The organism is Paraburkholderia sp. CI2 (assembly GCF_014201055.1).
GTDB classification, from domain to species: Bacteria; Pseudomonadota; Gammaproteobacteria; order Burkholderiales; family Burkholderiaceae; genus Paraburkholderia; species Paraburkholderia tuberum.
Genome location: NZ_JACHDL010000018.1, coordinates 134,373 through 146,817 on the forward strand (window position 1 = coordinate 134,373; position 12,445 = coordinate 146,817).

At 65.5% G+C, this 12,445-nt stretch carries 11 protein-coding genes; 6 read left to right on the forward strand and 5 right to left on the reverse strand.

Going from position 1 to position 12,445, the window contains the following annotated elements; translation table 11 throughout:
• Nucleotides 1–46: 46 nt before the first annotated feature.
• Nucleotides 47–823 carry an SDR family oxidoreductase gene (locus HDG32_RS23650; protein ID WP_018421159.1) on the reverse strand — a complete coding sequence of 259 codons (777 nt, stop codon included), beginning with the start codon at nt 821–823 and terminating at the stop codon, nt 47–49.
• 186 nt (nt 824–1,009) lie between these two features.
• Between HDG32_RS23650 and HDG32_RS23655 the strand changes: the two genes are divergently transcribed.
• Nucleotides 1,010–2,683 carry an electron transfer flavoprotein-ubiquinone oxidoreductase gene (locus HDG32_RS23655; protein ID WP_184071116.1) on the forward strand — a complete coding sequence of 558 codons (1,674 nt, stop codon included), beginning with the start codon at nt 1,010–1,012 and terminating at the stop codon, nt 2,681–2,683.
• 173 nt (nt 2,684–2,856) lie between these two features.
• On the opposite strand, the gene aroC is transcribed toward HDG32_RS23655, so the two are convergent.
• The 3 genes from aroC to HDG32_RS23670 form a co-directional block, all read right to left on the reverse strand.
• Nucleotides 2,857–3,957 carry a chorismate synthase gene (gene aroC, locus HDG32_RS23660; protein WP_184063673.1) on the reverse strand — a complete coding sequence of 367 codons (1,101 nt, stop codon included), beginning with the start codon at nt 3,955–3,957 and terminating at the stop codon, nt 2,857–2,859.
• Between the two features lie 163 nt (nt 3,958–4,120).
• Nucleotides 4,121–6,058, reverse strand: coding sequence for an MFS transporter (locus HDG32_RS23665; RefSeq protein ID WP_184071119.1), 1,938 nt, complete (start codon nt 6,056–6,058; stop codon nt 4,121–4,123).
• 202 nt (nt 6,059–6,260) lie between these two features.
• Nucleotides 6,261–6,728 carry a CBS domain-containing protein gene (locus HDG32_RS23670; protein ID WP_018421164.1) on the reverse strand — a complete coding sequence of 156 codons (468 nt, stop codon included), beginning with the start codon at nt 6,726–6,728 and terminating at the stop codon, nt 6,261–6,263.
• 272 nt (nt 6,729–7,000) lie between these two features.
• Here HDG32_RS23670 and HDG32_RS23675 point away from each other — a divergent pair, with 272 nt between their 5' ends.
• The 3 genes from HDG32_RS23675 (at nt 7,001) to HDG32_RS23685 (ending at nt 9,766) form a co-directional block, all read left to right on the forward strand.
• Entirely contained in the window at nt 7,001–8,395 is a 1,395-nt protein-coding gene (locus HDG32_RS23675) for an O-acetylhomoserine aminocarboxypropyltransferase (protein ID WP_184071121.1), read from the forward strand.
• Nucleotides 8,392–9,225, forward strand: a complete 834-nt coding sequence (locus HDG32_RS23680; protein ID WP_184071123.1) for an alpha/beta fold hydrolase — start codon at nt 8,392–8,394, stop codon at nt 9,223–9,225. Before HDG32_RS23675 ends, HDG32_RS23680 begins: the two co-directional genes overlap by 4 nt.
• 220 nt (nt 9,226–9,445) lie before the next feature.
• Nucleotides 9,446–9,766, forward strand: coding sequence for an Mpo1-like protein (locus tag HDG32_RS23685; RefSeq protein WP_184006183.1), 321 nt, complete (start codon nt 9,446–9,448; stop codon nt 9,764–9,766).
• A gap of 34 nt (nt 9,767–9,800) precedes the next feature.
• On the opposite strand, the gene HDG32_RS23690 is transcribed toward HDG32_RS23685, so the two are convergent.
• Nucleotides 9,801–11,114, reverse strand: coding sequence for a YihY family inner membrane protein (locus HDG32_RS23690; RefSeq protein WP_260336572.1), 1,314 nt, complete (start codon nt 11,112–11,114; stop codon nt 9,801–9,803).
• Nucleotides 11,115–11,256: 142 nt separating this feature from the next.
• Between HDG32_RS23690 and wrbA the strand changes: the two genes are divergently transcribed.
• Nucleotides 11,257–11,859 carry an NAD(P)H:quinone oxidoreductase gene (gene wrbA / locus HDG32_RS23695; protein WP_090801006.1) on the forward strand — a complete coding sequence of 201 codons (603 nt, stop codon included), beginning with the start codon at nt 11,257–11,259 and terminating at the stop codon, nt 11,857–11,859.
• 10 nt (nt 11,860–11,869) lie between these two features.
• The gene (locus tag HDG32_RS23700; RefSeq protein WP_184071125.1) at nt 11,870–12,439 is read left to right on the forward strand and encodes a DUF2069 domain-containing protein; all 570 of its coding nucleotides are present in this window, start codon (nt 11,870–11,872) and stop codon (nt 12,437–12,439) included.
• Nucleotides 12,440–12,445: the final 6 nt, after the last annotated feature.

The following is a 12,445-nucleotide window of genomic DNA, read 5'->3' on the forward strand; positions in this document are numbered from 1 at the left end:
CGTTCTTCCTTTTTCTGCCTGACTTTTGAAACTTTGGACGACCCGCTCACGCGAGTCCGAAGCCGTCGTCGGCGACGATCACCGAGCCGTTGATGAACTGCGATTCATCCGCCGCTAGCAGCAGGAGCAGCCCGTCGAGATCCTCCGGCTTGCCGACCCGATGACGCGGCAGCATCGCCACGAGTTTCTGGCCCTGATCGGTCGACCAGTGGTGATGGTTGATCTCGGTGTCGATATACCCGGGGCAGATCGCGTTCACATTGATGCCGTGCTTGCCCCACTCGAGCGCCATCGCCTTCGTCATGTGGACGACCGCGGCCTTGCTCATCGAATACAGGCCGATTTGCGGCAGCACGCGCAAGCCCGCCATCGACGCGATGTTGATGATCCGGTACGACGGCTTCTGCGCGTTGTTGCCGCGCATGATCATGCGCTTGGCGACTTCCTGCGCCACGAAAAACGCGCCGCGCGTATTCGTGTCGAACACGTATTCGAAGTCCGCCGGCGTGACCTCGGACAGCTTCTGCGTGGTCGACACGCCCGAGTTGTTGACGAGGATATCGATGGTGCCGGCCTCGGTCTCCGCATGCGCGACCGCCGACTTGATGCTCTGATAGTCGGTCACGTCGAGCGACACGACGTGCGCGGCGCCGCCGGACGCCTCGATTTCCGCGCGCAGTTCCTTGAGCCGCTCGGTACGTCGGCTCGCCAGCACGACCTTCGCGCCCGCCTGCGACAGCACCTGCGCGAAGCGCTTGCCCAGCCCGCTCGAGGCGCCCGTAATCAGCGCGACCTTGCCTTCCAGATTGATCGAACGGCCCATTGTCTTTCCTTGTTCGGTTGTGGTGACAACTGCGGTTGACGGGTTCGGTAGGACCCGACTAAGGGTCTATACCGTATCATGAAATAGTACGGTCGTGCTAATCTGTGGCTTTCGGGTTGCGGCGCGGGAATCGATCGCCCACAATACGAACCCGAAAAAAGCATTCTAACGGTAAGAGGAGCATCAATGACCCCCGCAAGTCTCATTGAGCAGTACGGTCCGCGCGAGTCGATGGAGTATGACGTCGTCATCGTCGGCGGCGGCCCTGCGGGCCTGTCGGCGGCCATTCGCCTGAAGCAGCGCGCCGCCGAACGAGGCGCTGACATTGGCGTGTGCGTACTCGAAAAAGGCTCAGAGATCGGGGCCCATATTCTGTCGGGCGCGGTGATGGACCCGCGCGCGCTGACCGAGCTGATCCCGGACTGGAAGGAAAAGGGCGCGCCGCTGACGGTCGACGTGACCGAAGACCGCTTCCTGTTCCTGTCGGAGACGGGCGCGAAGAGCGTGCCGACCTGGGCGCTGCCGGACAATTTCAAGAACCACGGCAACTACGTGATCAGCCTCGCGAACGTGACGCGCTGGCTGGGTCAGCAGGCCGAGGCGCTCGGCGTCGAGATATTCCCGGGCTTTCCGGCGGCCGAAGTGCTGTACAACGACGACGGCTCGGTCAAGGGCGTCGCGACCGGCAACCTCGGCATCGGCAAGGACGGCGAACCGACCGAAAACTTCCAGCTCGGCATGGAGCTGCACGCGAAGTACACGCTGTTCTGCGAAGGCGCGCGCGGCCACCTCGGCCGCCAACTGAACGAGAAGTTCAAGCTGCGCGACGGCGTCGATCCGCAGGTGTACGGCATCGGTATCAAGGAGCTGTGGGAGATCGATCCCGCGAAGCACAAGCCGGGTCTGGTCATGCACACGGCCGGCTGGCCGCTCGAAAACGACACCTACGGCGGCTCGTTCCTCTACCACATGGACAACAACCAGGTCGTGGTCGGCTTCGTGGTCGGCCTCGGCTATTCGAATCCGTATCTGTCGCCGTTCGAGGAATTCCAGCGCTACAAGACGCATCCGGCGATCCGCGCGATTCTCGAAGGCGGCAAGCGCGTGTCCTACGGCGCGCGCGCGATCACCGCGGGCGGCCTGATGTCGTTGCCGAAGCTGGTGTTCCCGGGCGGTGCGCTGGTCGGCGACGACGCGGGCTTCCTGAACGCGTCGCGCATCAAGGGTTCGCACGCCGCGATCAAGACCGGCATGCTCGCCGCCGATGCCGCGTTCGACGCCGTCCAGGCCGGCCGTCAATCGGACGAACTGAGCGCCTACCCGGAAGCGTTCAAGACGTCGTGGCTCTACACCGAGCTGTATCGCGCGCGTAACTTCAAGCAGTGGATGAGCAAGGGTCTCTACCTTGGCACGCTGATGGTCGGTCTCGAGCAGAAGCTGCTCGGCGGCAACGTGCCGTGGACGCTGCACCACCAGCATTCCGATCATGAAATGCTGAAGCCGGCTTCGCAGTGCAAACCGATCACGTATCCGAAGCCGGACGGCAAGCTGACGTTCGACCGGCTGTCCTCGGTGTTCATCTCGAACACGAATCACGAGGAAAATCAGCCGGCGCACCTGACGCTGAAGGATCCGACCGTGCCGGTCAACGTGAACTGGCAGACCTACGCGGGACCGGAGGCGCGTTATTGCCCCGCTGCAGTGTACGAGTTCGTGAAGAACGACGATGGCAGCGAGCGGCTCGTCATCAATGCGCAGAACTGCGTGCACTGCAAGACCTGCGATATCAAGGACCCGACGCAGAATATCGTGTGGGTCACGCCGGAAGGCGGTGGCGGTCCGAACTATCCGAATATGTGATTGATGTGCCGCCTGCCTGTGCGGCGCTGCGCGATAACCGGCAGCCTCGCGCAGGCAAATTCCGATAGCGCGCTCGCGCTTTCGTCTGCGCGCATTCTTGCGCGTTTCGTTGGTCCCCTTCCCTATTTTTTTATGGCGGCTCGTTCGCCGCCAATCGCGGGACCGCGTCAGGGTTACGGCGCGCTCGCCGCGATCTTCGGCGTGCTCACGGCCACATCGCCGCATTGCGCGCGATGGCGCAGCGCGTGATCGATCAGCACGAGCGCAAGCATCGACTCGGCGATCGGCGTCGCACGAATGCCGACGCACGGGTCGTGCCGCCCGAAGGTCTCGACGATCGCGGGGTTCCCCGCCTTGTCGATCGAACGGCGCGGCGTGCGAATGCTCGACGTCGGCTTGATCGCGATCGACACCGTGATGTCCTGCCCCGTCGAAATACCGCCGAGCACGCCGCCCGCGTGATTGCCGACGAAACCTTCCGGCGTCAGCTCGTCGCCATGCACCGAGCCGCGTTGCGCGACGCTCGCGAAGCCCGCGCCGATCTCGACGCCCTTCACCGCGTTGATGCCCATCATCGCGTGCGCGATGTCGGCGTCGAGGCGGTCGAACAGCGGCTCGCCGAGGCCGACCGGCACACCGGAGGCAACCACGTTGATGCGCGCGCCGATCGAATCACCGTCCTTGCGCAGCGCGTCCATATACGCCTCGAGCTGCGGAACGATCTCCGCATTCGGCACGAAAAACGGGTTTTCGCGCACCTGCGCCCAATCGACGAACGGCACGTCGATCTCGCCGAGCGCGGCCATATAGCCGCGAATTTCGGTGCCGAACTTCTCGCGCAGCCACTTCTTCGCGACCGCGCCCGCCGCGACCGCCGGCGCCGTCAGCCGTGCCGACGAGCGCCCGCCACCGCGGTAGTCGCGAATGCCGTACTTTTGCCAGTACGTGTAGTCGGCGTGGCCGGGGCGGAACGTTTCCGCGATGTTGCCGTAGTCCTTGCTGCGCTGGTCGGTATTGCGGATCAGCAGCGCAATTGGCGCGCCGGTGGTTTGACCTTCGAACACGCCCGAGAGGATCTCGACCTTGTCTTCTTCCTGGCGCTGCGTCACGTGGCGCGACGTGCCCGGCTTGCGGCGATCGAGTTCGAACTGGATGTCGGCTTCGTTGAGCGCCATGCCCGGCGGGCAGCCGTCGATCACGCAGCCGATAGCGGGGCCGTGCGATTCGCCGAAGGTCGTGACAGTGAAAAGCGTACCGAGCGTGTTGCCGGACATGAGCGTCGTCCAAAGAAATACGGGGAGAACGCTATTATGCCAGCCCGCTCGTCTCGAAGCCGGGCCTGGCGACGGCGATGGCCGATCGGCCGGAGCGCACTCGGCCGAAAGCGGGTGATGGTGGGCGAGGCCGCCATCTCGGCGTCCGCGCACCGGCCCACGGTTACTTGCAGGCGCCGCGCAGCTCGGTCACGATCCGCTGCAGCGTCTCCGGCGTCGCGAGCGCCGGGTCGATCGGCTCGCCGACGGCGAGGCTCAGCCGGCTCATCACACCTTTGCTGATCGGCCGCGGCCAGGTTGCGTCCACCGCGCGCGAAAACACGCTGCCCCACAGCCCGCGCAGCGCCATCGGAATGACGGGCGCCGGCGTCCGCCTGACGATCTCGGCGACGCCGTGGCGAAACGGATTCAGTTCGCCGGTACGCGTCAGCTTCCCTTCGGGAAAGATGCAGACGAGTTCGCCGTCCGCGAGCGCCTGCGCGCACAGGTCGTACGCACGCCCGAGCAGCGCCGCGTCCTGATGCGCGGACGCGATCGGAATCGCCTTCGCGTGCCGGAACAGCCAGCCGACGAACGGCGAGCGGAAGATCTGGTGGTCCATCACGAAGCGGATTGGCCGCGGGCTTTCGGCCATGATGACGATCGCATCGACGAAACTGACGTGGTTGCACACGAGCACCGCCGCGCCCTGCTCCGGCATCCGCTCCGCGTGCACGAGCCGGATCCGGTAGAACGTATGCACGAGCAGCCACGCGATGAAGCGCAGCAGGAACTCGGGCACGACCGAATAGATGTAGCCCGCGACGACCACATTCAGAAGCGCGGTGACGAGGAAGATCGCCGGAATACTGAAGCCCGCGGCGGTCAGGCCCATCGCCATCAGCGCCGACACGATCATGAACAGCGAGTTGAGGATGTTGTTCGCGGCGATGATGCGCGCGCGATGGCTCGGCTGGCTACGACTCTGGATCAGCGCATACAGCGGCACGCTGTAAAAGCCGCCGAACATCGCGAGCAGGAACAGATCGGCGAGTACGCGCCAATGCGCTAGCCGCGCGAGAAATTCGCCAACGCTGAGCAGATGCCCCGCCGGCGGCAGCGCGTGGCTCGCGAAAAAAAGATCGATCGCGAACACGCTCATGCCGATCGAGCCGAGCGGCACGAGGCCGACTTCGATCCGCCGCTTCGAGAGCCGTTCGCACAACAGCGAGCCGATGCCGATGCCGATCGAAAACGTGGCGAGCAGCACGGTCACGACGTCGGGATCGGCGGACAGCACGTCCTTCGCGAAGTTGAAGAACGACGCGAGGAACGTCGCGCCGACGAACCACAGCCACGAAATGCCGAGCAGACCAAGAAACACCGTGCGGTTTTCGTGCGCGAGCTTCAGATTGCGCCACGTTTCGCTGACCGGGTTCCAGTTGATGCGCAACCCGGGCTGCGGCGCGGGCGTAGCCGGCACGAAGCCCGACACGGCGCGCCCGATCAGCGCGATCGCAATACACGCGCAAGCGAGCACCACCGCGCCATGCTCGGCGAACCCCGCGCCCGCGCCGCCGACGATCGTGCCGATCAGGATCGCGACGAAGGTGCCCATCTCGACCATGCCATTGCCGCCGACCAGCTCCGCCTGCGACAGATGCTGCGGCAGATACGAGTACTTGACCGGTCCGAATACCGTCGAATGCACGCCCATCAGGAACGTGCACAGGTACAGCAACGGCGCGCTGTGCAGCCAGAACCCCGCGCCGCCGACCAGCATCACCGCGATCTCGAAAGTCTTGACGAGGCGCGTGAGCAACGCCTTGTCGTACTTGTCCGCGATCTGGCCGGAAGTGGCCGAAAACAGCACGAAAGGCAGAATGAAAATCGCGGAGATCAGGAACGCCGCGGTTTTCGGGTCGACGCCCGAAAACCGCGCCGCCTGATACGTGACGAGCGACGTGAAGCCGATCTTGAACACGTTGTCGTTCATCGCGCCGAGAAACTGTGTCCAGAAGAACGGCGCGAAGCGGCGCTGGCCGAGCAGGCGGAACTGGGATTCGTGCGCTTGGTGCGCGCGAGCGGCGCGGCGGGCGGCGGGCAACGGACGATCGTTCATGAAGTCAGGAGAACGGCGCGGAAAAATGGCGATGACGCGGGCGGCACGGCCGGCAAGCGGATCGCCGCGACTCGCGCACGCGGCTCCCGCAATCCGTCCGCACCAGCTCCAGACACAAAAAAAGCGCCCGCTTGCGCGCGCGCCCTGTCGGCGGATTCGCGCTCGCGGCGACGGCCGGAGCGCGACCTTCGAGCCACGCGCATCAACGCGCCGGCTGCTGGTCCTGTCCTTCCTGCTCTTCCGGCCAGTCGCGGATATAGGCCTTCAGCATGCGGTTCTCGAACCCCTGCTCCTCGACCACCGCCTTCGCGACGTCGTAAAACGAGATGACGCCCATCAGCGTGCGGCTTTCCATGACGGGCAGATAGCGCACGTGATGCTCGAGCATCATGCGGCGCACTTCGTTGACGTCGGTTTCGGGCGTGCAGGTGAGCGGATGGTCGTCCATCACCTTGCGGATCGTCGAGGTGCCGACGCTGCCGCCGTTCTCGCTCAAGGTCAGAATGATTTCGCGAAACGTCAGCATGCCGACGAGGTCGCCGTACTCCATCACGACGAGCGAGCCGATGTCGTGCTCGGCCATGGTATTGACGGCGTCATGCAGCGTGGTATCCGGCGTGACCGTAAAAAGGGTATTGCCCTTGACTTTAAGAATGTCGCTGACTCGCATGATCTATCTCCTGATACCGCTAATCTTGCAGTGCATGAAATGTTTTTTCGATCCTATCGGAAAGGCCCATAAAAGGAAAGCGGCCCGCCGGCCAAGGCGCGGCGGGCTTCGGAGACTCGAATTCGTCTGACTTCCAGATTGCGAGCATGCCCCGCTCCCGGCACGAGCCGCAGGAACCCGCGGGAAAACCGCGCTTGAAGCGGCGCGCGCCAATGGTAGGATGGCCGCCCACCCCGATCTTTCGCGAGGCCGTTCGCGGCCCGCCGCCCACGATGTCCGCCAACCGTTTCGATACGCTTGCGCTGCACGCCGGCGCAGCCCCCGACCCTGCCACCGGCGCGCGCGCGACGCCGATCTACCAGACCACGTCGTTTTCGTTCCGCGACTCGGATCATGCCGCCGCGCTGTTCAACATGGAGCGCGCCGGCCACGTCTACTCGCGCATCTCGAATCCGACCGTCGCCGTGTTCGAGGAGCGCGTCGCCGCGCTCGAAAACGGCGCCGGCGCGATCGGCACCGCGAGCGGCCAGGCCGCGCTGCATCTGGCGATCGCGACGCTGATGGGCGCGGGTTCGCACATCGTCGCGTCGAGCGCGCTGTACGGCGGCTCGCACAATCTGCTGCATTACACGCTGCGACGCTTCGGTATCGAGACGACCTTCGTCAAGCCCGGCGACCTCGACGCGTGGCGCGCCGCGCTGCGCCCCAACACGCGCCTGCTATTCGGCGAAACGCTCGGCAATCCGGGCCTCGACGTGCTCGACATCGCCGCACTCGCACAGATCGCGCACGCGCACCGCCTGCCGTTGCTGGTCGACTCGACCTTCACGACGCCCTACCTGCTGCGCCCCTTCGAGCACGGCGCCGACCTCGTCTACCACTCGGCGACCAAGTTTCTCGGCGGCCACGGCACGACGATCGGCGGGGTGCTGGTCGACGGCGGCACGTTCGACTTCGAGGCTTCCGGCCGCTTTCCCGAATTCACCGAGCCGTACGACGGTTTCCACGGCATGGTATTCGCCGAGGAAAGCACCGTCGCGCCGTTCCTGCTGCGCGCGCGTCGGGAAGGCTTGCGCGACTTCGGCGCGTGCCTGCATCCGCAGGCCGCGTGGCAGCTGCTGCAAGGCATCGAGACACTGCCGTTGCGCATGGAGCGTCACGTCGTCAACACACGGCGCGTGGTCGAGTTTCTCGCCGGTCATGCGGCGGTCGAATCGGTCGCCTATCCCGAGTTGCCGACGCATCCCGACCACGCGCTCGCCAGGCGGCTGCTACCGCGCGGCGCGGGCGCCGTGTTCAGCTTCAACCTGCGCGGCGACCGCGCGGCCGGGCGCGCCTTCATCGAAGCGCTCACGCTCTTCTCGCACCTCGCGAACGTCGGCGACGCGCGCTCGCTGGTGATTCACCCGGCATCGACGACGCACTTCCGCATGGATGCCGCCGCGCTCGCCGCGGCCGGTATCACCGAAGGCACGATCCGTCTGTCGATCGGGCTCGAAGATCCGGATGACCTGATCGACGATCTCAAGCGCGCGCTGAAGGCCGCGCAAAAAACCGCGCAACCGGCGAGCGGCGGTCGTACCGCAACGCCGGGCAGCGCCTCACAACAGACCGCCACTGCCGCGCCCGCCGCCACGAGCACCCCCGCCCGCCCGGAGTCCGCATGATCGTCACCGTTCAAGGCAAAGCGGCCTACGCCTACACCGGCGGCAAACCCTTCGACGCGAGTCTGCCAAGCGCCGTGTTCATCCACGGTGCCGAGCACGATCACAGCGTGTGGGCGCTGCAAAGCCGCTACTTCGCGCATCACGGCTTCGGCGTGCTCGCGGTCGATCTGCCGGGCCACCGACGCAGCGCCGGCCCCGCGCTCGCCAGCATCGCCGCGCTGGCCGACTGGCTCGCTGCGCTGCTCGACGCCGTGGGCGTCACGCGTGCGTTCGTCGCCGGTCACAGCATGGGCTCGCTGATCGCGCTCGACTTCGCCGGCCGCTATCAGCAGCGCGCAACGCATCTTGCGCTGCTCGCCACCGCGCTGCCGATGACGGTCTCCGACGCGCTGCTCGACGCTGCGCTCAATCGCGAGCCCGAGGCAATCGGCATGGTCAACCAGTGGTCGCATTCGACGCTCGCCGCGAAGCCCTCGTGCCCCGGCCCCGGTTTCTGGCTGCACGGCATGAACCAGCGGCTGATGGAGCACGTGTCCGCCAGCGGCGAGCCGCATCTGTTCCACACCGACTTCACCGCCTGCCATACCTATGCGGACGGCCACGCTCGTGCGGCGCAGGTGCGTTGCGCCACGCGCCTGATCGTTGGCCGGCGCGATGCGATGACGCCGCCGCGCGCGGCGAAAGCGCTTGCCGATGCGCTCGCGCAGGCGGGCACGCCGGTCGACACCGTCACGCTCGATGCGGGCCACGCGTTGATGACCGAGCAACCCGACGCGACGCTCGATGCGCTGTACGGCTTCGCTTCGCGGCCGCCGCACGAAGCGGGCTGAAGGGGCGCGCGATGGCCGCTCGCCGCGCGCCTCGGTGCTCCGCGGGCGGCCGTCGGGAATGCCGTTGCGAATCGCCACCGAATCACTACCGAATCACTACCGAACGACCACGATACCCACGCCGAACCCGCCGCGCCATCTGCCGAATGGCCAGGTTGCGCCAGGCAGGCGATCGCCGGAGAATGATTGAAGCTGTCTTTCTCAGCCTCCGGAGGCCGTCATGGCTCATACAGCACATACCGATCACTTCGCGAACTTCGCGGAGTTTTATCCGTACTACCTGAGCGAGCATCGCAATCTCGTGTCGCGGCGGCTGCATTTCGTCGGCTCGCTCGGCGTCATTGGCTGCCTCGCGATGGCGCTCGCCACCGGCGACTGGCTATGGTTGCCGGCGGCCGTGGTGTGCGGCTACGGCTTTGCGTGGGTCGGCCATTTCTTCTTCGAAAAGAACCGGCCTGCCACCTTCCGTCATCCGTTTTACAGCCTGATGGGTGACTGGGTGATGTTCAAGGACATCTGCGTGGGGAAGATCTCGTTGTAGTTTTATCGGGGCGGCTCGAAGTCTGGCCGCCCTATCACGCTGCCTGGTGCGGCATCGAAGCCGCCGCGCGCTCGCCGTCGCCGGGTCGCGCCGCCCGTGCCGCTGCGCGCGAGGCGAGCAACGCGGCGAGCGTCACCTTCAGCTGGTCGTTGTCAAGCGCGGCGAGCAGCATGCCGCCGTCCACGCGTGTGGAGTCGAGTTCGAGCTGATACGTAAGCTCCGCGCGGTCGATCACGAACAGGTCGTACAGCCGCTGCACGGTCACCTGCGCCGGGTTCGCGAGGAGCACGAAGTGCGGGCCGGTATGATCCTCCTCCAGCCGCGCGATCCACTCGATCTCCTCGAGACGCTGCAACAGCATCAGCGTCGTATCCTTGTCGCGGCGAAGCATCCGGGCAAGCTCGGGCATCGTGTAGCCGCGTCTGCCGCCCTCACGCGCCTCGCACAGCCGCGCGAGCAATTCGAGCGAATCGAACAGATTGCTGCCATAGAACACGGGGCGGTGAAACTGACCGATGCGAATCGCCGGCAACGCCGATGCGATCATCGCGCCGGTCAGCGTGATGAACCAGCACAGGTACATCCACACCAGGAACAGCGGCACCGCGGCGAACGCGCCGTACACCGCCGTATAGGTCGGAATACGGCGCACGTAGTAGCCGAAGCCGCGCTTGGCGAGCTCGAACGCGAGCGCGGCGATCACGCCGCCGATCACCGCGTCGCGCCATTCGACACGGCAGTTCGGCAGATAAACGTAAAGGATCGTGAACGCGAGCATCGTGAACGGCAGCGAGGCGCTCGCGAGCGCCCATGCGATCAGCGGTGTGATGCGCTGCGCGGCGCTAAACGACATCGATTGCGTGAACACATACGACGAGATGGACAGGCTCACGCCGATCAGGATCGGACCGAGCGTGATGATCGCCCAGTACACGAGAATGCGCTGCGCGACGGGCCGCGCCTTGCGCACGCGCCAGATCACATTGAACGCGGACTCGACGGTCATCATCGTCATCACCGCGGTGACGAACAGGATGATCATGCCGATCGTGGTCAGCCCTTTGGCCTTCGATGCGAACTGGTTCAGATACTTGAAGATCTGATCGTTCAGTTGCGCAGGCATCAGGTGGTCGGCAAGAAAAAACTGCAGCGACGCCTGGAACGAGCTGAAGATCGGAAACGCGGTGAACAACGCAAACGCGACGGTGGCGAGCGGCACGAGCGCGAGCATCGTCGTGAACGTCAGGCTGCCCGCGACCTGCGGAATCCGGTCCTCGCCGATGCGTTGCGCCGCGAATTGCGCGAGCCGTTTGAGCGTGTCGAGATCGAAACGCATCCTAACCAACAAACCTGCCTCCTTGCTTGCTGAACCGTCAGACCGGGACTGCGGGAACTCCGCGCGGCATTTGGCCGAAGCGCCTGGCCGAACGGCTATGAGCGGCCTGTGCAACTGACCGAACCCCTATAATACCCGTTCAATGATGAGGCCTATGAAAGACATTCTCGTGCTTTATTACAGCCGTCACGGCGCCACCCGCGAGCTCGCGCTGGCGATCGCGCACGGCGTCGACAGCGTCCCCGGCATGCAGGCGCGCGTGCGCACCGTGCCGGCGGTTTCCACGGTTTGCGAGGCGAGCGAGCCGGACATTCCCACCGAAGGACCACCGTACGTCGAGCTGCGCGACCTCGAAGAATGCGCGGGCCTCGCGCTCGGTTCGCCGACCCGCTTCGGCAACATGGCGGCCGCGCTCAAATACTTTCTCGACGGCACCACGCCGCAGTGGCTATCCGGTGCACTGTCGGGCAAGCCGGCCTGCGTGTTCACGTCGACCGGCAGCCTGCACGGCGGCCAGGAATCCACGCTGCTGTCGATGATGCTGCCGCTGCTCCATCACGGCATGCTGATCGTCGGCATTCCATACACCGAGAGCGCGCTGTCCACCACGCAGACCGGCGGCACGCCGTACGGCGCGTCGCATTACGCGCGCGCGGGCACGACCGGCCATGGCATCTCCGCCGACGAACGGACGCTGGCGATTGCGCTTGGTGCGCGCGTTGGGCGCACGGCGGCGTCGATGTCCGAAAGGCCGTGAGCGTAAAGCCGTGAACGAACCGGATCCGCAACCCACCGAACGCGACGACGCCCGTCGTGACGCGGGTGGCGCTGAACTCGCGGCCACGAACTCCGGGGGCCACGCGAACGGGGCGCCCGCAAGCCTCGCGGCCAACGCGTCGGCATCTACAACCGTCGTGCCCGTGCAACCCAAAGCTGCCGCCGCGCTCGTCGCCGCTTTCACACTGGTCTCGATGATCGTGCTTGCCGTCGCATGGGAATGGTGGCTCGCGCCGTTGCGCTCTGGCGGCTCGCTGCTCGTGCTGAAAGCGTTGCCGCTACTCTCCGCGTTGCCGGGCGTGTGGCGACGTCGGCTTTACACGATGCAATGGGCGTCGATGCTGATCCTGCTGTATTTCGCCGAAGGCGTCGTGCGTGGCTGGAGCGATCATGGCTTGAGCGCGCGGCTCGGCTGGCTTCAGGCGGCGCTCGCCATGATCTTCTTCACCTGCGCACTCGCGTATGTCGGACCGTTCAAGCGCGCGGCGAAACGAGCCGCGAAGCAGGCTGCAAATCAGGCTGCAAAGCAAGCCGCCAGCGAACCGATCCCGCCCGCCTGAGGCCCA